This is a genomic window from Gordonia liuliyuniae, assembly GCF_021738805.1.
GTDB lineage: Bacteria > Actinomycetota > Actinomycetes > Mycobacteriales > Mycobacteriaceae > Gordonia > Gordonia liuliyuniae.
Window position 1 is genome coordinate 35,317 of sequence record NZ_JAKKOR010000002.1, and the last position, 18,992, is coordinate 54,308.

17 protein-coding genes and 1 tRNA gene are annotated in these 18,992 nt (G+C 66.5%); 8 read left to right on the top strand and 10 right to left on the bottom strand.

Annotation, left to right across the window (positions count from 1 at the left end):
• The first annotated feature begins 98 nt into the window (after positions 1 to 98).
• The gene (locus L5G33_RS03055) at positions 99 to 734 is read left to right on the top strand and encodes a HEAT repeat domain-containing protein (protein ID WP_236996684.1); all 636 of its coding nucleotides are present in this window, start codon (positions 99 to 101) and stop codon (positions 732 to 734) included.
• A 137-nt stretch (positions 735 to 871) separates the two neighbouring features.
• Here the strand turns inward: L5G33_RS03055 and L5G33_RS03060 are convergent, their stop codons facing one another.
• A complete protein-coding gene (locus tag L5G33_RS03060) occupies positions 872 to 1,594 on the bottom strand; it encodes an IclR family transcriptional regulator (RefSeq protein WP_236996685.1) in 723 nt (240 codons plus the stop codon).
• Between the two features lie 196 nt (positions 1,595 to 1,790).
• Between L5G33_RS03060 and L5G33_RS03065 the strand changes: the two genes are divergently transcribed.
• Both L5G33_RS03065 and L5G33_RS03070 read left to right on the top strand, forming a co-directional pair.
• A complete protein-coding gene (locus tag L5G33_RS03065) occupies positions 1,791 to 2,927 on the top strand; it encodes an alpha/beta hydrolase (RefSeq protein ID WP_236996686.1) in 1,137 nt (378 codons plus the stop codon).
• 49 nt (positions 2,928 to 2,976) lie between these two features.
• Positions 2,977 to 4,200: a homogentisate 1,2-dioxygenase gene (locus L5G33_RS03070; RefSeq protein ID WP_236996862.1), complete on the top strand. Its 1,224-nt coding sequence runs from the start codon at positions 2,977 to 2,979 to the stop codon at positions 4,198 to 4,200.
• 7 nt (positions 4,201 to 4,207) lie between these two features.
• Here L5G33_RS03070 and L5G33_RS03075 read toward each other — a convergent pair whose 3' ends face one another.
• On the bottom strand, positions 4,208 to 4,804 hold the full coding sequence (locus tag L5G33_RS03075; RefSeq protein WP_236996687.1) for a TetR/AcrR family transcriptional regulator: 597 nt from the start codon (positions 4,802 to 4,804) through the stop codon (positions 4,208 to 4,210).
• Between the two features lie 99 nt (positions 4,805 to 4,903).
• Here L5G33_RS03075 and L5G33_RS03080 point away from each other — a divergent pair, with 99 nt between their 5' ends.
• Entirely contained in the window at positions 4,904 to 6,481 is a 1,578-nt protein-coding gene (locus tag L5G33_RS03080) for a DHA2 family efflux MFS transporter permease subunit (protein ID WP_236996688.1), read from the top strand.
• A gap of 79 nt (positions 6,482 to 6,560) precedes the next feature.
• Here the strand turns inward: L5G33_RS03080 and L5G33_RS19355 are convergent, their stop codons facing one another.
• The 3 genes from L5G33_RS19355 to L5G33_RS03095 form a co-directional block, all read right to left on the bottom strand.
• Positions 6,561 to 8,471 (bottom strand): FUSC family protein, encoded by a 1,911-nt coding sequence (locus tag L5G33_RS19355; protein WP_236996689.1) that lies wholly within the window; start codon positions 8,469 to 8,471, stop codon positions 6,561 to 6,563.
• Entirely contained in the window at positions 8,468 to 8,959 is a 492-nt protein-coding gene (locus tag L5G33_RS03090; protein WP_236996690.1) for a hypothetical protein, read from the bottom strand. Before L5G33_RS03090 ends, L5G33_RS19355 begins: the two co-directional genes overlap by 4 nt.
• A 220-nt stretch (positions 8,960 to 9,179) precedes the next feature.
• A tRNA-Gly gene (locus tag L5G33_RS03095) sits at positions 9,180 to 9,253 on the bottom strand.
• 158 nt (positions 9,254 to 9,411) lie between these two features.
• Here L5G33_RS03095 and dcd point away from each other — a divergent pair.
• Positions 9,412 to 9,978 carry a dCTP deaminase gene (gene dcd, locus L5G33_RS03100; protein WP_236996691.1) on the top strand — a complete coding sequence of 189 codons (567 nt, stop codon included), beginning with the start codon at positions 9,412 to 9,414 and terminating at the stop codon, positions 9,976 to 9,978.
• Between the two features lie 3 nt (positions 9,979 to 9,981).
• Positions 9,982 to 11,175 carry a hypothetical protein gene (locus L5G33_RS03105; RefSeq protein WP_236996692.1) on the top strand — a complete coding sequence of 398 codons (1,194 nt, stop codon included), beginning with the start codon at positions 9,982 to 9,984 and terminating at the stop codon, positions 11,173 to 11,175.
• A 9-nt stretch (positions 11,176 to 11,184) separates the two neighbouring features.
• On the opposite strand, the gene L5G33_RS03110 is transcribed toward L5G33_RS03105, so the two are convergent.
• The 5 genes from L5G33_RS03110 to L5G33_RS03130 all read right to left on the bottom strand — a co-directional run bounded on the left by L5G33_RS03110 (position 11,185) and on the right by L5G33_RS03130 (position 17,179).
• The gene (locus tag L5G33_RS03110; RefSeq protein ID WP_236996693.1) at positions 11,185 to 11,946 is read right to left on the bottom strand and encodes a MerR family transcriptional regulator; all 762 of its coding nucleotides are present in this window, start codon (positions 11,944 to 11,946) and stop codon (positions 11,185 to 11,187) included.
• Between the two features lie 56 nt (positions 11,947 to 12,002).
• Positions 12,003 to 13,124 (bottom strand): PDR/VanB family oxidoreductase, encoded by a 1,122-nt coding sequence (locus L5G33_RS03115; protein ID WP_236996694.1) that lies wholly within the window; start codon positions 13,122 to 13,124, stop codon positions 12,003 to 12,005.
• Positions 13,125 to 13,129: 5 nt separating this feature from the next.
• Positions 13,130 to 14,044, bottom strand: a complete 915-nt coding sequence (locus tag L5G33_RS03120; protein ID WP_236996695.1) for a metal-dependent hydrolase — start codon at positions 14,042 to 14,044, stop codon at positions 13,130 to 13,132.
• A gap of 10 nt (positions 14,045 to 14,054) precedes the next feature.
• On the bottom strand, positions 14,055 to 15,836 hold the full coding sequence (locus tag L5G33_RS03125; RefSeq protein WP_236996696.1) for an SDR family oxidoreductase: 1,782 nt from the start codon (positions 15,834 to 15,836) through the stop codon (positions 14,055 to 14,057).
• Positions 15,837 to 15,925: 89 nt separating this feature from the next.
• The gene (locus L5G33_RS03130; protein ID WP_236996697.1) at positions 15,926 to 17,179 is read right to left on the bottom strand and encodes a pyridoxal phosphate-dependent aminotransferase; all 1,254 of its coding nucleotides are present in this window, start codon (positions 17,177 to 17,179) and stop codon (positions 15,926 to 15,928) included.
• Positions 17,180 to 17,237: 58 nt separating this feature from the next.
• Between L5G33_RS03130 and L5G33_RS03135 the strand changes: the two genes are divergently transcribed.
• Both L5G33_RS03135 and L5G33_RS03140 read left to right on the top strand, forming a co-directional pair.
• Complete coding sequence (locus tag L5G33_RS03135) at positions 17,238 to 18,107, top strand: exodeoxyribonuclease III (protein ID WP_236996698.1); 870 nt, start codon at positions 17,238 to 17,240, stop codon at positions 18,105 to 18,107.
• Positions 18,108 to 18,448: 341 nt separating this feature from the next.
• Positions 18,449 to 18,976 carry a PDDEXK family nuclease gene (locus L5G33_RS03140; protein ID WP_236996699.1) on the top strand — a complete coding sequence of 176 codons (528 nt, stop codon included), beginning with the start codon at positions 18,449 to 18,451 and terminating at the stop codon, positions 18,974 to 18,976.
• The last annotated feature ends 16 nt before the right edge of the window (positions 18,977 to 18,992 follow it).

Genomic DNA, 18,992 nt, shown 5'->3' on the forward strand with positions numbered 1-18,992 from the left:
TCGGTGGGGAATCGCGGCTTCGCGCTTCACTGAAGATCCTGAGCGCCTTGACCTTCGACTGTGTCAACCTGTGGAGTGTGAGGAAGGTGGTTGCCCCGATGAACGAGACCCAAGGACTCGTGGCGGCTCTCGGCGCCGAGCGGTCGGAGACGCGGCTGCGTGCCGCGCTTGCCGCGGGCACCGATCCGGAGCCCGAACTGCTCGACGAGTTGGTCGCGCGATGCGGTGTGGAGCCCGACTTTTACGTGCGCGACATGCTGACCTGGGCGATCACCCGGTATCCGGTCGAGCGCACCGTGCCAGCAGTGACGGCTGAGCTCGAATCCTCGTGCGCGCAGGCGCGCAGCCAGGCGTTGCACACTCTCTCGAAGATCGGTGACGGCTCGACGTGGCCAGCGATCACGCGCGAACTGCTCACCGACGACGACGACGAAGTCTCGCGCAGCGCGTGGCGAGCGGCGGTGGTCCTCGTGCCCGACGATGAGCGGGCAGCGCTGGCCGCGATACTGGTGTCGCAGTTCGGGCGAGGAGACGCCGACATGCACCGCAGTCTCAGTCGGGCCCTCGTTGAACTCGGCGACGCAGCAAACCATGCTGTCGCACTCGGGCAGCGGTCGACGGATCCGGTGATTCGCGGCCATGCGGCAGCCACCGAGCAGTTGGCGGCCGACCCCGAGTCGGCGTTCGTGTTCGACATCGACCTTGCGCGCAGGGCGGCGGCTCTCGGAGAGTGAGGCGGACGATGCGGATCGGTGCCGAAGCGCGGTGGCGACCTACACCGCTCAGGCCATGCGGTGGTCTATAGGCAGATGCTCGTGCCGCCCGGTGTAGGTTCACGCGCGTCGCGGGATTGACTCGGCGAAGTCGGCGGTCAGGACGTGACGAGGTCTTGGATGATTCTCACCGACTCGAGCAGATCGTCGACCATGCCGTTGAGCTGTTCGGCCCTGCTCGACGGCGCGACGATGGACACGCTGCCGAGCGGATGTCCGGCGCTGTCCAGGACCGGTGCAGCGATGCCGGCGACGTCGAGGAGGAGTTCGTCGTGTGTCGCGGAGTATCCACGCTCGCGGGTGCGGGCGAGCGCGGCCCGGACCGCGTCGGGATCGTCGGCGTTGCTCAGCGCGGCTTCGACTACGTCGGGAGCCGCATGGGCCAGGATGGCCTGCGCTGCCGCCCCCTGATGCAACGGGATCCGGTGGCCGACTGTGAACTCGACGCGTACGACGTGCGCGCGGGTCTCGACCTGGTCGACCGCGATCGCCTGCGGCCGTCGCCCGGAGAACTCGGGGACGAACAGCAAGGCGGTCTCCGACGTCTTCTCGGACAGTTGCTCGACGACGTGGTGGGCCACCGTGCGGATATCGGGTCCGACGGATTCGGCCATGCGCAGCACGGTGGGGCCGATCGAGTAGACGGCGGCGCCACCCACCCGGGTGACGAAGCCCCGGCCATGCAGCGTCGCGAGCAGTCGGTGAACGGTGGTCCGGTTCATGTCGAGGTCTCGGGCCAGGTCGGCGGGCGTCTGATCGGGCGAATCCGTCAGATGAAGGAGGAGGCGTAGTGCCTGGTCGACCGTCGACGAGATGTGCACATCCCACCGCCTTTCGAAATCGGTCGTCTCCGCTGCGCTGAGACGCGAGTCAGTCTATCCGGGGCGTCGGTGGGTTCGACGAACTCGTTGACGGTCATATGTGACCAGGGATACGGTCGTCAGGTTCGTTATTTAACCTGGACTGGTTCATTTTTAGTGCGTTGATAGCGGGCGCGGACGAGAGAAGGACACCACCGTGACGGAACTGCTCGGCATTCCGATGCAGGCCAGCGACCGTATCGACGTCTACTCCGGGGTATCCCGAATGGCCGGGAAGATCTGGGCGGCATTGCATTCGGCCGAGGCGACGCCGTCGAAGAGCGCGGCACTGCTCGTGCACCCGACGTCGAACTTCATGGGGCATTACCTCCTCGCGCCGTTGGCCGAGCGGGGGATCGACGCCGTCGGCCTCGCGACCCGCTACATCGGCAACGACAGTTCGCTGACCATGGAGAACTGTGTCCTCGACGTCGGCGCGGCCATCCGATTCCTGCGGGAGCGCGGGTACGAGAAGGTCGTCCTCATCGGCAACTCGGGCGGCGGCGGGCTCGCCGCGCTCTACCAGTCGCAGGCCGAGTCGCCGACGATCACGTGCACCCCGGCCGGCGACCCGCCGGACCTGACTCGCGCCGACCTGCCGCCCGCCGACGCGCTGCTGCAGTTGATGGCACACCCGGGTCGGGCACAGGTGCTCACCGACTGGATCGACCCCGCCGTCGTCGACGAAGCCGACCCGTGGACGCGAGACGAAGAGCTCGACATCTTCAGCGGAAGGATCCGCCCGCCGTTCCCACCCGAGTTCATCGAACGGTATCGGGCAGCGCAGTTCGCGCGAAACCGGCGGATCACGGCGTGGGTCCGCGAGCAGCTCGACCGCCTCGCCGCCGCGGACGGCGAACTGCAGGATCTGCCGTTCGTCGTGCACGGCACCACGGCCGACCCCAGATTCGTCGACACTGCCATCGACCCGTCCGACCGCGAACCGGGCACCATGTGGGGTCCGACGGAGGTCGCCAACATGATGCCCGCGTCGCTCGCGCACTACAGCAGCCTGCGGTCGTGGCTCTCGCAGTGGAGCGTCGACGAGTCCAACTGCGACGGCGCGCTCCACATGTCGCGGATCAGCGTGCCTGCGCTCGTCATGTACGGCACCGCCGACCAGGTCTGCTTCCCGAGCTACGCCACGCAGATGTTCGACGCGGTGTCGCACGACGACAAACGGCTGGTCCCGGTGACCGACGGACTGCACTACCTGTCCGGGCAGCCGGAGAAGATCGCATTCGTCGCCGACACCGTCGTCGACTGGCTGCGTGAACACGACCTCGCCCGCTGACCGCAGCATCGCCAGAGGGCACCTCACGACGAGAGAAGGATCGCTGAAGATGGTCTACTACCGCGCAGTGGGAGAGATCCCACGCAAACGCCACATTGCGTTCGAAGCATCCGACGGCGCCCCCTGCTTCGAGGAGTTCATCGGCGAAGAGGGATTCTCGTCGACGGGGTCGCTGCTGTATCACCGCGGCGTGCCCGCCAACCTCGTCGACTCGCGTGACTGGTCGCTCGGCGACGTGTCCACCGAGCCGAACACGCCGCTGGGGCCGCGACACTTCCGGCTGCCGGAGCTCTTCTCGGACACCGCGGCCGGGCGTGATGTGGTGCGCCACCGACGCTTGATCCTGGCAAACGATGACGTCCGGATCAGCTACGTCGTCGCCGACTCGCCGAGCCCGCTGTACAGCAACGGGGTCGGCGACGAAGTCGTCTACATCGAGAGCGGTCGTGGCGTGCTGGAGAGCGTGTTCGGCAGCATCGAGGTGTCGGCAGGCGACAACGTCGTAATCCCGCGCGTCACCATCCACCGCTGGGTCCCCGTCGATGTCGAGAGTTCGGGGCCGCTCAAGGCGTACTGTGTCGACGGCTCCGGACACATCCGCTTCCCGAAGCGCTACCTCAGCGAGTTCGGACAATTTCTGGAGGGCGCGCCGCTCTGTGAGCGGGACCTGCGCGTCGCGTCGGGCCGCGCCGAGGTGACCGGTCCCGAAGCGTCCGCGGACACCGAGGTCTATGTCCGCCATCGGAGCCGTTCGGAACTGGCCGGGTCGATCGTCACGTACGACCACCACCCGTTCGACGTCGTCGGCTGGGACGGCTGCCTGTATCCGTACGCGTTCAATTATCGGGACTTCTCGCCGGTGGTCGGCGAGATCGTCCAACCGCCGCCGACGTATCAGATCCTCGAAGGACGCAACTTCGTGATCTGCAACTTCGTTCCGCGCCCGCTCGAGTTCCATCCGCAGGCGATCAAGGTGCCGTACTACCACTCGAACGTCGACTCAGACGAGGTGATGTTCTATCACGCGGGCGAGACCGCGGCCCGGAAGGGATCGGGGATCGGCAACGCATCGGTGTCGCTGCATCCGGCCGCGTACACGCACGGACCCGGGCGACAGGCCTATCTGGACTCGCCGACGATGACGCAGAGCAACGAGATGGCGTTCATGGTCGACACCTTCAATCCGCTCGAGGTCGGCGAAGGCGGCAGGGCGTGTGATGACCCTGCGTATGCGTGGCACTGGTCCGGACGCGGCCCGCTCACACCATCCTGAAACGGCACTAAGTACCTTCGGCGGGTGCGACCCCCCGCGCAATGAGAGCGATCACGCTCTCGTAGTTCGCGTCCATGTCCGCGCCGGGCGGCATGGGTGACGACAGCTCGAGGCTGGTCGCGCCGTGGACGCACGACCAGATCTGCATCGCCAGGGCGGCGGGGTCGTCGTCGCGGATGATCCCGCCGACCTGGCCGTACTGCACGACTTCGATGAGTGCGAGGAACGCACCGCTCGCGGTTGCGTCGTCTGGGCGGCACATGCCGCCGAACATCAGCGAGTACAACGTCGGGTTGGCCAGGGCGAAGGCGCGGTAGGCGCGACCCGAGGCGAGCAGACGTTCGGTCGGGTCGCTGTCGGCGGCGGCGATGGCGCGCCCGAACTCGGCGAATCCGTCGGTGACCACGGCATCGAGCAGACCGTCCTTGCCGTCGAAATGGTTGTAGACGCCCATGGGGGCGACGCCTGCGGCCGATGCGACGGCGCGGACAGTGAGTCCGGACGGCCCCTTCGTTTCGAGAATCTTACGACCGGCCGTGACCAGGGACGAGCGCACTTGTGATGCCGGTGTGCGGCGGCCAGGGGTGGAATCGACGGGGACCATGGCCCCACCGTACTAGAACATTGTTCTGCAAATACCTTGACTCTGATGTAGTACGGCGTTCTACTAGTGTGGAACGTCGTTCTATTGATGGAGGATTTGATGAGGACCAAATGGCTTGCCCTCGCCGCGCTGTGCTTCGCAGAGTTGCTCGTGATGGTCGACAACACGATCGTCAACGTCGCGCTGCCGACGATGAGCCGCGATCTGAACGCGGGGGTCTCGGGACTGCAGTGGATCGTCGACGCTTACACTCTGGTGTTCGCCGGACTGCTGCTCACTGGCGGCTATCTCGGCGACCGCTTCGAGCACCGGCGGATGCTGCTGACCGGTGTGGTCGGCTTCGTCGTCGTCTCGGTCGGTGCCGCGCTCGCCGGAACGCTTGGTGAGCTGATCGCCGCCCGCGCCGGTCTTGGACTGTTCGCCGCACTGGTGTTCCCGGCGACTCTCGCGCTGATCGTCGGCATCTTCACCGATCCGAAGCAGCGCGCCGCCGCAGTCGGCGTGTGGGCGGCCACGTCGGGCATCGCGATAGCCATCGGTCCGGTGCTCGGCGGATGGCTGCTCGAACACTTCTCGTGGGCGTCCGTCTTCTGGGTCAACGTGCCGTTCGGCATCGCGGCGTTCGCCGCGGTGGCCGTCGTCATCCCGGCCCGAGGGGTCGGCGACGGGACACCACTCCCGCGCATCGACGCCGTCGGCGTGGTCCTGTCGATCGTCGGGCTCGGTCTGCTCACATACTCCGTCATCGAGGGGCCGTCTGCGGGCTGGGGTTCGGTCCGGACCGTCGGTGGTCTGCTCGTCGCTGTCGGGGTCCTCGTCGGCTTCGTCGTGCATCAGCGTCGCGTCGCGCACCCGATCTTCGATGTCCGCCTCTTCGCCAACCGTCGATTCGCGGCGGCCGCGGGCATGGTGGCAGTCGCCTTCTTCGCGCTGTTCGGCTTCATCTTCCTGATCACCCAGTACTTCCAGGCGGTCCAGGGGTACACGCCGCTGCAAGCGGGCATCCGGACCCTTCCGTTCGCGATCGTCGTCGCGGCGCTGTCGCCCGGAGCGATGGCCGCGTCGCACCGATTCGGTCCGCGGCCCGTCGCAGTGACCGGCGCGCTCCTCATGGCGTCGGGTTTCGGGCTGGTGCAGCTCGTCGATCAGCAGTCGACGTACTTCGGGCTGATCATCTGGTCGATGATGCTGATGGCCGCGGGGCTCGCGCTCATCTCCGGCCCGTGCACCCAGGTCATCATGGACGCGCTCACACCCGAGCAGGCCGGGGCGGGGTCTGCGGTCAACGACACCACTCGCGAGATCGGTGGCACGCTCGGCGTGGCCGTCCTCGGATCCGTCCTGACCTCGGTGTACGCCTCGGATGTCGCCGACCGTCTCACGTCGATCGGTGTACCCGGCCCTGTGAAGGAGATCGCCGAGCAGTCGGTGATGGCCGGTGTCGAAGCATCGGCTCGTGCGCCCGGAGGCACCGGAGCCGCGATCCACGACGTCGTCGCATCCGTATTCATCGACGGTCTCGCGCAGGCCACGTGGGTCGCCGTCGGCGTCTCGCTGGTGTCGGCGGTGGTCGGCGGTTGGGCGCTGCGTGAGCCGCGCCGAGGCACCCAGGTCGACGGCAGACTCGAGGCAGGGGTCTCGGTCTCCCTGGTACACGACGGCGGCATGTCGAAATGATTGAGCACTGCCCAAGTCGCTCGGCATCAACTCGGCGCGTCTCACCGGTGACGAGGGTGGCATTGCGCTGCCGCCCTCGTCACACTCGTCGCGGCCGGACCTCCGTAGTTTCCAGGAGCGAGCGAAGACGTCGAGTCTGGTCGGCGATCGGGTCCAACGGAGCGGCTACGAGGCGAACGGGGGTCGGCGGCTCGCCGCGTCCGAGAGTCTCGATCTGGTCGGCAAGCTCTGCGCCCGGCTCGGAGTCGGGCGCTTTTGCTCCGGACCGGCGGGCCACCGCGTACGCCGATACCGTGTCTGCCAGCCGGTCGGCGGCCGCGGCCACCGGCAGCCAGGCCAGGGCCACCGTCGACGCCGGGGGCGGCTCGGACTGTGCCCGGGACATCCGGACCTGCATGTCCGACAATGCACGGTAGGCCCGCCGGCGAGCAGTCACCAGGTCGTCGTGGCGACGTTGCGCAGCAGCCGGGTCGTCGGGGATCGCGCTAGAAGCCAGCCGCAGCTGGTCGGCGATCGCCGTCGTCGCCTCACCGAAGGTCTGCGCCACCCAGGCCCGGCGCGAGTGCGGCCAGATCAGGTAGCCGAAGACGATCACCACGGCGCCGCCGAGGGCTGTCGCGGCGATCCGCTGCCATGAATAGTTCGCAGTGTCTCCGCCCGGCGAGATCTCGTCGACGAGCAGGATCACGACTGGCGCGATGGCCACCGCTTGCAGCGCGTACGACCGCATCATGAACCACGGAACGCAGGCCGAGAGCAGACCGATCGCGATGCCGATGGCCGCGCCTTTCGGGACCAGGGCGATGATCAGGGTGGCCAGGGCCACGCCGACCGTCGTCCCGACCACGCGCAGCACTGCCCGGGAGAAGACGGAGCCGAAGTCGGGCTTCATCACCAGGCAGACGGTCAGCGGCACCCAGAACCAGTGGCTGTACGGGAAGTACTCTTTGGCGCCCACGGCGATCGCGTAGCAGAGCCCGAGTCGGCACGCGGCCCGGACAACCTCGGCTCCGATGGCCGGGTTTACCAGGGGCTCGGTCGTGCTGCCGCGTCCGCCGCTGTCGGCCAGTGCGGTGCGCAGGTCGACGAGAACGCCGTCGAGTGGGTCGGTGCGATCAGGTTCGTTCGACGCAGGTGTTCCGGTGCGCACCGATCCGGCCAACGCCGACAGCTGCTGCTGCGCCCGCGGGAGGACGCCGGGATCGTCGGCCGCCAGAAGGAAAGCCAGCACACGTTCGGCGGCGTTGACGACCCGCCCATCCAGGTTCCAGTCGCCCGCCGACCCCATCCGCCACACCGGTAGTTCGGATACCCGCCCCGCCGCATTCTGATAGGCGGTGGTGGCCGCGGACCTGGCCTGCGTGGTTCGGTCGCCGCCGTCGGCCAGGTCTGCTGCGCGCGCCTGCGCCAGTTCTTCGAGGGACTGCAGGAGCGCGAGGAGCACTAGCCGCTGCGGGCGGCGCGGATCGATCAGCATCTCCACCGCGAGGAGCGTGGCGTAAGCGGCGGCGCCGACGAAGTAGAGCCACAACGGGGTCCACCAGTCGATGTCGGGCACACCGATCGCGATCGCTGAGACGAGCAGGAACTGCATGCCCGCCACCGAGAAGGCGGGACCGAAGCCGGCGATGAGCCCGGCCAGGAAGGCCAGTGCCGCCATCAGTGCGATGAGCGCCGCCAACGGCACGTCGGCGACGAAGCCGAGTAGATAGCCGCTGGCGCCGATCGGAGTGGAGACGGCGATGATCCAGAAGTTCAGCCGGTAGGTGCCTTCGCGCTCACCGGCCGCCAACAGCAGGGTCGCCAGCGCGATCCACATGCCGGTGAGGACGTGGTCGGTGAGCGCGCCGATGACGAACGGCAGGCCCACGGACAGCCCGGAGCGAATCGAGTGGCCCACCGGGATCGCAGCCGGTTTGATGCGGAAGTTCTCGGCGAGCCATGCGGCTGGACGAGCCGTGGATCCGGTGGTTCGGTCGTTGCCGTTCACGGCCCGCCCACCCAGGTGTCGCCGCCGCACATGATCGCCTGGCCGGAGGGATCTTGTGCGACGCGGTCGACCGATGAGTCGCAGGGGTCTCCGATGTCGTGCACGCTGCCGTCGTTCTCGGCGTGGCTGACCCACACGTATCCGCCGCCTGTGCCCATGTAGGTGCAGACGAGATTCTGCCCGTCGGCCGACGTCGCGAATGAGCGGACTTCAGCCTCGAAGCACGGTCCGCCTTGTACGGGTGTGGAGCCGGCGGGTTCAGGTGCGACATATTCGGTTGTCGTCGCCGGGGACTCGGTGGTCGTCGGAGCGGACGGTGGGCTGACGGCGGACGTCACCGTCACCACGGTCTCGGTCACGTCGGCGTCGCCGTCGGTGAAACCGATGCGGTCGCTCACGATGAGTGCGACGACGACGGCGACTGCGACGAGCAGAGCGACCGCGAGAGAAGCGAGAACCCACGTCGTGCGGGTCGATGAGGACTTCATGCCGCTGCTCTTCTCTTGCGTGCCTGAGTCGATCGTATTGGCAGGCGAAGGTATGCGTGAGGCGAATCGATGGACCGCCTTCGCGAGGCTGCGGCCGACCTGTCAGTCGTCGAACTGCCCGGCGTTTTCCACGACTGGAAACAGCGGCCCGTATGCTCCCCCGGTCAGCATTGACGTGAGCTGCTCAATGCACGTCCATTGACTCCGACCTGCAATCCAATGGAGCCGATGACGGGAATCGAACCCGCACTCTCAGCTTGGGAAGCTGATGTTCTACCACTAAACTACATCGGCACTGCGCACCTCGAACGATGCGAGCATCACCATAACAAACCGTCGGGCGGGTCGGTGCCGTCGGTGCGCCTGGATCGTCGTTTCCATCGGGGGTGAGGCTTGCCACCGGTGTGCCGCCGATGCCGAAAACTGTACCTATCTGCAGTAACCTCATCTGCGTGCTGTTATCAGACCGCGACATCCGTGCCGAGATCGAGGGAGGCCGCCTCGGCATCGAGCCGTTCGACTCGGCCCTCGTGCAGCCGTCGAGCGTCGACGTTCGCCTTGACGGGCTCTTCCGCGTATTCAACAACACGAAGTACACGCACATCGACCCTGCGAAGCGGCAAGACGAGCTCACGACCCTCGTCGAGCCCACCGAGGGTGAACCGTTCGTGCTGCACCCGGGGGAGTTCGTCCTCGGATCCACCCTCGAAGTGTGCTCGCTGCCAGACGATCTCGCGGGCCGCCTGGAAGGCAAGTCGTCGCTCGGCCGTCTCGGCCTGCTGACCCACTCGACCGCGGGATTCATCGATCCCGGCTTCTCCGGCCACATCACGCTGGAACTGTCGAACGTCGCGAACCTGCCGATCACGTTGTGGCCCGGAATGAAGATCGGACAGCTCTGCCTGTTCCGCCTCTCGAGTCCGGCCCAGTCCCCGTACGGGAGCGCTGCCGTCGGATCCAAGTACCAAGGGCAGCGTGGTCCGACCCCCTCCAAAGCGTATTTGAACTTTCCGAGCTGACCGATGGCCGATCAGTACGACACACCGCCCTGGCTCGCCGGATTCAACGTCCCCGAAGCCCCGACCGGGGCCGTACTCGCCATCACGTTCGGGCCGTCCGGTATCTGGACCGGCCGCGTCGACGGCCGTAGGCGCATCGTGTCGGCACGGACCGAACGCCGGATCGTGCCGAGCGTCCTCGACATGCGGATCGCCGCAGAATTTGTTGAGAACGGCAAGGTGCCAGAGGCCGCCGATCCCGCGGTGTTCGACGAACTGACCGCGCTCGTCGCGCAAGCCCGCGGCACGATCGGCGACCGCGACAGCATTCTCCTCATGGGCGCCGGATCGCTGCGATTCGTCTCCGTGACACGCGGCGACATCGTCGAAGCGACTGTGCCCGAAGTGAATCGCGTCCACGGCATGATCGTCGAACTCGCCGACACCGCACCCGTCGACGCGATCCTTCTCGGGCCCGGAACCGACCAGTGGCCCGGCCTGTGGGAGGCGCTCACCGAACGAGGCTTCACCACCCTCGCACCCGGCGATCCGTTCCCCACCACATTCGGCGGCGACGACGATCCGACCAACACCCTCGACCGCGTCGCGGTCGCACCCGCGGCACTCGCGTGGGGTGCGGAACCATCCGGTGACGGACCGCTCTCCTTCAGTGCATCCGGCATCGACCCCGCCGACTATGGGCTCGACGAATACGGGAACGTCCAGTACGACACTGACGCGGCGGCCGACGAGAACTCGGACGACGGCCCGTACGACGCAGACGCGGAAGCAGCCGAACAACGACGCGCCGCCGAACAGCGACGACGCTGGCGAATCACCGCAGCTGCGGCGATCGTCGTCGTCCTCGGGCTCGGTGGCGTCGGGACGGCTGTCGCCATGAACATCCACGAACACACCGGCCCCAGCATGGACGAGCTGAGCGACGTGTCCCGAACGCAGACCACCTCAGATGAGAAATCGGTTGCCCCCGAACATATCCCGAACACGGCGGACCCGAAAGAAGTGAAGTCCGCCCGCGCGAAGATGCTCAAGTACACGACACCTCCGCCGCCGCCGAAGCCAACGTCGACGTCGACGAAGAAGCCGCAGCAGACGACGGAAGAACAGCCTGCGCCCGGCCCGAAACCGCAACCGAAGCCACGCAAGCGCACCATCCCGAACCCGATTCCAGGACTGCCTCCGATCGTCGTCGGATAGCGCTGATCGTCAGTCGCGGTGGTGCTTGCGGCCGCGGGCGACGGCGAGATAGTCGTCGAGCTGACGGGACAGCTCCCGGTCCAGGGCGCGGTACAAGGTGTTGTGGGCGGTGACGCGACCGGTGCGCCGCAGCTCGCTGAGGAAGTCAGACGCCCACTCCGACTCTTCGCCGACCTCGGGAATCCAGCCGTCGAACCTGCCCTCGGTGATCGCGCTACGACCCGCCGAGACGAGCGTGTGGGCAGCGCGCTGCATGTCTTCGTCGAGCTTCTCCTGCAGGTCGAGCACATACGACAACGGCATGCCGTTCGCCATCAGCCGCACGTAGCCGTCGATGCTCTCGGTGTCGGTGATCGTGTACTTCTCCGGCAGTGCATCGTCGCCGATCGGCTCGATGAGTCCCGATGCGCGCATTCGCTCCAGAAGTCCCGCGTCATCGGTCCCGAGCAGCTCGTACAGTTCTTCCACCGAGACGGTCTCTGACGGCGTCCGCGACCACGGCGCCGTTACGAGCTCCCGAAGACCGAGGACTTCGGCGAGATCCTCGCCCTGCTCCATACGCTCGAAGAACTCGGCGATGTGCGTCATCGTGAAACCGCGGCCCAGCAGGTCGTTGATGACATGCAGCCGAGACAAGTGCTCGTCACCGTAGATCGCGATCCGCCCGCGGCGCTCCGGCCGCGGAATCAGTCCACGGTCCTGGTAGCCGCGGACGTTCCGCGTCGTCGTGCCGGCAGCTTGCGCAAGATCGTCGATCCGATACTCGGTCATTCACATGATTCTTCCAAACCCCGAGGCTCGAGGCGTGCAGACTCCGGTGAGATGCCCTACACGTCGATCGTCAGCGACTCCGAATTGCAGCGCGAGACGCACGGCAGGAAGTAGCCGGACGCGCGCTCGGTGTCCATCAGACTGCCGTCACGGTGATCGACGGTGCCGTCGGCGACGCGTAGCTTGCACGTCCCGCAGAACCCCTGCTGGCACGAGTACGGCGTGCTGGGACGCAGCCGCCGAAGCGCGGTCAACATCGACTCGTCGGCGGCCACAGTCTCTGTCTCGCCGGTCGACGCGAGCCTGATCGCGAACTCGGTCCCGTTCTCGATAGGCGGTGGTGAGAACCGCTCGTAGTGCAGTTCGACGTCGCCACGGTCGACGAGACGCGTGCGCAAGCCCTCCAACATAGGGGTCGGCCCACAGCAGTACAGCGCGACGCCACCGTCGCCGACCGCCCCGATCAGGTCGTCCATCGTCGGCAGACCGTGCTCGTCGTCGGTGCGGATCTGCACGCGGTCACCGTAGCGGGCGAGCTCCTCGCGGAACGGGATCGAGTCGAGCGTGCGGCCGGTGTAGATCATCGTCCAGTCGAGTCCGAGCCGGTCGGCGATCGCGACCATCGGCAGGATCGGCGTGATGCCGATGCCCGCAGCGACGAAACGGAGCCGGCCGACAGGTGATCCGTACCCCGGCAAGGCGAGCGGGAAAGCATTGCGCGGACCCATGATCGAGACGGTGTCGCCGACATGTAGGTCGTCGTGCACCTCCACCGAGCCACCACCTCCGTCGGGGATCCTACGGACGGCGATGCGGTATGTCGTGCGGTCGCCGGGGTCGCCGCACAACGAGTACTCGCGCATGCGTCCCGATGGCAGCACCAGATCCAGATGGGCTCCCGCGCGCCACTCCGGCAGCACCGCGCGGTCGGCCGCGGCGAACGTCAACGCGATCACGTTCTCATCGTGCGCGACGACCTCCCGTCGGACGATCTCGAGTTGCTGTACACCGTCTCGCTCGGTGACCGCGCGCAATCGGGTGACCGGGGCCCAGGCTGGGAACCACACCCGGCCGAGCCCGGAGAGGAAACGCATGAGGGGATCGCGCTGCCATCGACCCTTGAGATGTGGCGGCTCGACCACCAGACCCGTCTCGTGGAGATGTTTGGAGCCGGTCATCGTCGTCATCCCGCGCGCCGAGCACCCGGTGAAGATGCGAGGTAGGCGACAGCTTGAGCGGTGTCGCCGATGTGGGACGGGTGGAAGCCGGGCTTGAAGTAGGTGACCGTCGACAGGACCAGACGACCGAGCTTCGGAAGCGTGCCCTTCCGGGACTGGACGAAGTAGTCCTTCAAGTACGTCGCTGAACGTTTCGGCAGGCTCATCCGGGTGAACGTCGGGTCTTGGCTGTTGACGAACAAGAAGCTGCGAATAAGCAGGATCAACAGGAACGGCAGCGCGAGCGACATCGCACGAGCACGTCGGATCGGACTGTCGCCGAAATAGGCCGCGGCCTCGTGCGCGACCGAACGATGCTCCACCTCTTCGGCACCGTGCCACATGTACAAGTCCGTCAAGTCGGGATCGGCGCCGACCCGCACCCACGAACTGTTCAAAGCGAAGTCGCCGAGGAGCGCAGTGTAGTGCTCGATCGCGGCGATCAACCAGAGACGCTCGACGAGGTGCTTCTGTGCGGCGGCGGGAGTCTGCCCCTCCCGCGGCCCGAGGACCCGCTGGAACACCCACTCCATCTGCTTCAGGTAGGCGGTGGCGTCGACACCACGGTCCTCCAGCCAGGTGTGGACGGCCTTGTCGTGGGCTTCCGCGTGCATAGCCTCCTGGCCGACGAAGCCGCGGATGTCCTCCGCGAGCTTGGCGTCCTTCACCATCGGCAGCGCTTCGTTGAACGTCGTCACGAACCAACGCTCGCCTTCGGGAAGGAGCAGATTCAACGAGGTGATCAGATTGGACGCGACCGGGCTGGTCGGGATCCAGTGCAGCGGACTGTTCGACAGATCGAATTCGACGTTGCGGGCGTGCAGCTCCACCTCGCCGGGATCGGTGTCGGCGGTGGGACGTGCGGCGTGCGTGCTCGTCATTTCAAGGCTCCTATCCGGTCAGCTTCTGGCGTGCCGCGATGCGCGACGCCCACGGGACGAATCGGTACACGCGGTACCCGAACTTGGCTTCCGGCGTGACCGGCACGACGGCCTTGTTGGAGACCACGGCTGCGACGATCTCGCGGGCCACCTTGTCGGGCGTGTAGTTCCGCTTCTCGTAGAACCCGGTCACCTTGCGGCGCATGGCGTCCTGATCGTCGACGCCCGCATACTCGGTGGCCGACGTGATGTTGGTGTTGACGATGCCCGGGCAGATCGCGCTGACGCCGATCCGATGGGTCGCGAGTTCGGCGCGCAGACTCTCCGAGAACATCAGCACGCCCGCTTTGCTGGCCGAGTAGAGGCCGAGTTCGCGGGACGGGGTGAATGCCGCCGCCGACGCCAGATTCACGATGTGTCCGCCGGTGCCGCGGGCGACCATCTGCTTGGCGAACGCGCGACTGCCGCTGATCACACCCCGCAGGTTGATGTCGATGAGCCGGTCGATCTGATCGTCGGACGCGTCCAGCGCGCTGCCGCCCAATCCGATGCCCGCGTTGTTGACGACGATGTCGGGGACGCCGTGCCTGGTCCGGATGTTCTCGGCGAACTCGTTCACCGCAGCCGTCTTGGAGACGTCCAGCTCGTAGACGTTCGTCAGCACCCCCATGGACTTGCACTCGGTGGCGGTCTCGTCGGCCGCCGCTGTGTCGATGTCGGCGAGGACCACTTCGCAGCCGAGCGCGGCCAACGCGTACGCCGTCTCGCGGCCGATGCCACTGCCCGCGCCGGTGATGACCGCCAGCTTTCCTGTCAATGCGAGCGGCGCTCCCAGTTGGCGTGCGCGGTCGATCGTGTTCGGGGCGCGTGAGGTGCCGTTCTCGATGGAGTCGATGAACTCGATCGCCGTCGTCGCGAGGTAGTCGGGGTTCGTGTAGGGCAGCCAGTGCCCGGTGGTGGACGACTTGCGCCACAGTTTCGCCGCGTGCGTGTAGGTGCGGTCGTAGATCGCGGGTCGCAGGGCGATGTCGCGGTCGTTCACGACTTCGAGAACGGGTACCGACGTCGGCCGCGGCTCCGGGCGGGCGAGCTTGCCGCGGATGTTGGCGCGATACAGCTTGAGCCCGGAGATCATGTCCTCGCGGAGCGTCGGCGCGAACGAGACGTTCTCGCGGGGCGTGCCCTCGATGACGTGCAGGAACTCGGTCCACAGTTTCTCGGTGCCGAGCGTTCGGAAGAACGCGTCCGAAACCCCGGGGATCTGGAAGAACCCGGTGTACGCCGACGACGCGACCTGCGAGAGTGCGCGCGAGATGCTGCGCGGAGTCGGCGACGCGAGTTGGGCGCGGGCCCACTCACCCAAGAAGTCGAGATTCGGCCCCGAGACCGACGTGAACGACGAGATGGATGTCTCGGCGCCCGGCGTCGTGACGGCCTCCCATGTCTGCACCGACCCCCAGTCGTGGGCGACGACGTGCGCGCTGCCGCCATCGGTGACCGACGAGATGACCGCGAACAGGTCTTGCGCGAGCCCTGCGAGACGGTACGACGGGACGTCGTTCGGTCGATCGCTCTCGCCGAATCCGCGAGTGTCGTAGGCGAAGACACGGTAGTGCTCGGCGAGTCGGGGAGCGATGCGATCCCACAGGTGGTGCGTGTCGGGCCAGCCGTGTACGAGAACCACGGCCGGGCGGGCGTCAGCCGCGGTGTCACTGTGCACAGTGTCGCCGTACTGATAGGTCGCCAGGCGAACGTCACCCGCGGTGATGTCCGTACGGTGCCAGTCGGTCATATCGTCTCCGATCGTGCCATTGTTCATTGACACGGTACCACCGGTAACAGATACGCGCTAGACCCCGTCAGCTGGGGTTTCTGTGCAGGTCACTGTCGGTACGACGACAGGAAGTTGCCGATGCGGTCGATCGCCTCCGACAGGTCGCGCGTCCACGGCAACGTGACGATCCGGAAGTGGTTCGTGTCGCGGAGGTTGAACCCTGATCCCTGCACCACGAGGATCTTCTCCTGCAGGAGCAGATCCTGGACGAACTTCTCGTCATCGTGGATCTCGTGCACTTCGGGGTCGAGCTTCGGGAACGCGTACAACGCGCCCATCGGCTTCACACAGCTGACGCCCGGGATGTCGTTGAGCTTCTCCCATGTCACGTTGCGCTGCTCCAATAGGCGGCCGCCGGGCTTCACCAGGGCGTCGATGCTCTGATAACCGCCGAGCGCCACCTGGATCGCATGCTGGGCCGGGACGTTCGCGCACAGACGCGTCGACGCCAGGATGCCCATGCCCTCGATAAAGCCCCTCGCGTGGTCCTTCGGGCCGGTCATGACGACCCATCCCGCACGGTAGCCGCAGACTCGGTACGCCTTCGACAACCCGTTGAACGTGAACGTCAGCAGGTCCGGAGCCAACGACGCAACGTTGATGTGTTCGGCGTCGTCGTAGAGGATCTTGTCGTAGATCTCGTCGGCGAGGATCAGCAGCGAATTCTTGCGGGCCACCTCGACGAGACGCTCAAGCACATCACGCGAGTAGACGGCGCCCGTCGGGTTGTTCGGGTTGATCACGACGATCGCCTTGGTGCGTGCGGTGATCTTCGATTCGATGTCCTCGATGCTCGGATTCCAGCCGTTGCCCTCGTCGCACTCGTAGTGCACCGGGGTGCCGCCCGAGAGGGAGGTCATCGCGGTCCACAGCGGATAGTCGGGCGACGGGATGAGCACTTCGTCGCCATTGTTGAGCAGGGCCTGCATCGTCATCGTGATCAGCTCGGACACGCCGTTGCCCAGCAGCACGTCGTCGACGTCGAAGTACGGGAAATCCGGGATCAGCTCGTAGCGGGTCACCACAGCACGGCGGGCCGACAGGACGCCTGCCGACTCCGAGTAACCCTGCGAGAAGGGCAGCGAGTGGATCATGTCGCGCAGGATGACGTCCGGGGCCTCGAACCCGAACAGGGCGGGATTGCCGATGTTGAGCTTGAGGATGCGGTGGCCCTCAGCCTCGAGTCGCGCCGCCTCCGCGTGTACCGGACCGCGGATCTCGTAGCAGACGTTCTGCAGCTTCTCGGACTGCTCGAGCGTGCGGAGATTGAGGTTCTGGTGCGACACGTGGGGGCGACTCATGGGTACATTCTGTCAGTCGGATGCAACCGAATTGAATTCGCCGGGGACACTGGCAGGCGTGACTTCCACCTCGTTCACCGTCGCCTCGTTCAACGTCAACGGCATACGGGCTTCTCGCCGTCGCGGATTTGACGGCTGGCTCGCCGACAGGTTCCCCGACGTCGTCGGACTCCAAGAGTTGAGGTGTCCGTTGTCAGAGGTCGGCGAGTTCCCGGGTTATGCGGCGTCGATCGACGTCGGCTCGATCCCGGGCCGGAACGGCGTCGGGCTCTTGACGCGGCATCACCCTGCAGCGGTCCGCTCGTGGGCGGTGGCGCCGCCGAGGGCTCGGGGCCTGGGCGCCTATGCGTCTCACGGCCGTTACATCGAGGTGGATCTGTCCGACCGCCCGCTCACAGTCGCGTGCCTCTACCTGCCGAAGGGTGGTCTGCCTGCGGACATGCAGCGGCCTGGCGGCATGCGTGCGGAGGCAGACGGCGGAGCCAAATACGAGCGGAAGATGGCGTTCCTCGCGGGCTTCGCCCGGGAACTCGACCGCAACCGGCTCGCTGCCGCGCGGGACGGTCGCGAGTTCCTACTCGTGGGCGACCTCAACGTCGCACACACCCGGCACGACGTGACCAACTGGCGGCCCGCTCGCAAGATGGAGGGGTTCCTGCCGGAGGAGCGCGAGTGGTTCTCGTCGCTGCTGTCGCCGCGGCGGCTGATCGACGTGGTGCGGACGCTGCACGGCGACGAGCCGGGGCCGCTCACCTGGTGGAGTTGGGCGGGGCAGTCGTTCGTCAAGGACGTCGGCTGGCGGGTGGACCATCAGCTGGCGTCCCCGTCGCTCGCGCGGCGCGCGGAAGCCGTGTGGGTGGACAAGGAGCCGTCGTCGGACGCGCGGCTGTCCGACCATGCGCCGCTGATCGTGCGGTACCGGGAGTGATCTGACACGTTGGCACTCGAACTGTTCCTGGCGAACGGTTCGAGTGCCAACGATGCGGTGAACGGAACCGAACGGTGTGCGCGTGCGTCTAACCGAATGTGGGGGAGAACAACGAGGGCGCCGCACGCGTCTGCGTGAGGGTCGCCGAGCATCTGGCGATCCATGACGGGGTGATCACTGCGGCCCAAGCTTGCGACCTGGGGATGAGCGCAGGCGAAGTGCACGGCAAACTGACTGCAGGCCTGTGGATTCCTCACGCCCTTCCACGATCGGCGCACAGTGCGGCCCAATGCGCAGTGGAGCCGGATTGCAAGCGGCGGAGTCTTCCTGCTGAGGACGTCATGGTCACACGAGGCGTCTCGGTGACCCGCAAGGCGCTGACACTCCTACAACTCGCATCTGTGCTGGCGATCGACGAAGCGATCACGATCATCGACCGCGCGGTGCAGACTGAGCGCATTCGGGTCCGCGAGCTGAGGGCGAGTCTCGGCCGGAACTCCGGCGCTCATGGGATGCGGCAGGCACGCGCCCTCGTCGCTGCGGCCGAGGACGATTCGGAGTCCGAGGCCGAGCGCTTGTTCGTCCGCATGCTCACGAAGCATCGAATCACCGGATGGGTCCAGCAGCAGTGGACCAACGGCGTTCGCATGGACTTCGTTTGGCCCGAACTTGGCATTGTTGTGTCTGTTCACGGGTGGATGTTCCACCGCCGCTACGACCGGTGGGACCGTGACCTGCGGACCGCCGACATGCTCGGACTCGTGGGATTCTTGCCGCTGAGCTTTCCCTGGAAGCGACTCAGGTTCGAGGAAGAGTCGGTCATCCGGGAATTGGCTGCTGCGATCGAGTCACGAGAGTCCTTCGACTAAATGACGTTGGCACTCG

Coding starts and splice junctions, on each gene's coding strand:
- L5G33_RS03055 (WP_236996684.1), top strand. CDS start 99: ATGAACGAGACCCAAGGACTCGTGGCGGCTCTCGGCGCCGAGCGGTCG.
- L5G33_RS03070 (WP_236996862.1), top strand. CDS start 2,977: ATGGTCTACTACCGCGCAGTGGGAGAGATCCCACGCAAACGCCACATT.
- L5G33_RS03075 (WP_236996687.1), bottom strand. CDS start 4,804: ATGGTCCCCGTCGATTCCACCCCTGGCCGCCGCACACCGGCATCACAA.
- L5G33_RS03080 (WP_236996688.1), top strand. CDS start 4,904: ATGAGGACCAAATGGCTTGCCCTCGCCGCGCTGTGCTTCGCAGAGTTG.
- L5G33_RS03090 (WP_236996690.1), bottom strand. CDS start 8,959: ATGAAGTCCTCATCGACCCGCACGACGTGGGTTCTCGCTTCTCTCGCG.
- L5G33_RS03105 (WP_236996692.1), top strand. CDS start 9,982: ATGGCCGATCAGTACGACACACCGCCCTGGCTCGCCGGATTCAACGTC.
- L5G33_RS03110 (WP_236996693.1), bottom strand. CDS start 11,946: ATGACCGAGTATCGGATCGACGATCTTGCGCAAGCTGCCGGCACGACG.
- L5G33_RS03115 (WP_236996694.1), bottom strand. CDS start 13,124: ATGACCGGCTCCAAACATCTCCACGAGACGGGTCTGGTGGTCGAGCCG.
- L5G33_RS03120 (WP_236996695.1), bottom strand. CDS start 14,044: ATGACGAGCACGCACGCCGCACGTCCCACCGCCGACACCGATCCCGGC.
- L5G33_RS03125 (WP_236996696.1), bottom strand. CDS start 15,836: ATGACCGACTGGCACCGTACGGACATCACCGCGGGTGACGTTCGCCTG.
- L5G33_RS03130 (WP_236996697.1), bottom strand. CDS start 17,179: ATGAGTCGCCCCCACGTGTCGCACCAGAACCTCAATCTCCGCACGCTC.
- L5G33_RS03140 (WP_236996699.1), top strand. CDS start 18,449: ATGGTCACACGAGGCGTCTCGGTGACCCGCAAGGCGCTGACACTCCTA.